Origin of the sequence: Asaia sp. SF2.1, from assembly GCF_000505765.1 — a bacterium.
Taxonomy (GTDB): Bacteria; Pseudomonadota; Alphaproteobacteria; order Acetobacterales; family Acetobacteraceae; genus Asaia; species Asaia bogorensis.
This window is the reverse complement of sequence record NZ_AYXS01000051.1, coordinates 42380-43101: the sequence shown is the minus strand read 5'-3', so window position 1 is coordinate 43101 and position 722 is coordinate 42380. Positions and strand designations below refer to the sequence as shown.

Genomic DNA, 722 nt, shown 5'->3' with positions numbered 1-722 from the left:
ATAAAGCGCGCCAGAAAGCAGTTGCCAGTCATTGGGCGGCTGGAAGCTGCGGCTGACATTGCCGTAAATCGAGGCATGGGGCGAAATCACGTAGCGAAAGCCGCCACGTGGCGTAAAGCCGAGCCCGGAGGTGCCAACAGAGCTCTGCGTGGGATAGGTGACCTCGGTCGAACGCTGCACGAAATCAAGCGCACCGGCCGCCGTCAGCCAGAAATTATGGAAGAGCTCAAAATTGTTCCGTATGTGAAAGTAATTATCGGTACCGCCATAATTCGAATGGCGCAGTACGGTGCCGAAGGGGATTTTGGCATAAATGCCCGTATTGGTGCGCGACCGGTTGGTCTGCCAGGCTTCCAGATCGGTATAGGTATCGATGCCGAACAGCGTTTCGCTCTTGTGGCCCCAAAAAGTATCGTTGCGGCTGTAACGCAGCACCCCCGCGACTGTCTTGTAGCCCCAGCGCTGGGCGGTCGCCGTATTCTGGATATCGATCGGCGCATCCTGATAATCGAAACCGAGCTCGAGCTTGGAGCGGTCATCGATACGGATCGTGGTCATGTCGCCATAGAACTTGCTGCCGGGCTGGATGCGATGCCCGTGCAGCGAGGCGTAAAGCGCCTGTGCCTGTTTGGGGTTGGTTTCGATCTGGTCGCGGGTCAGATAGCCCGGATAGCCATTCTGCGTCTGGCGGTAGCGAAAGAAGAGACGTGTCGAGACATTGT

Annotated in this window: 1 protein-coding gene; it reads right to left on the bottom strand. The window is 57.1% G+C overall.

Annotated elements, in window-relative coordinates:
* Positions 1-722: TonB-dependent receptor (locus P792_RS36815; protein WP_161630870.1), on the bottom strand; the 722-nt coding region annotated here is incomplete at both ends.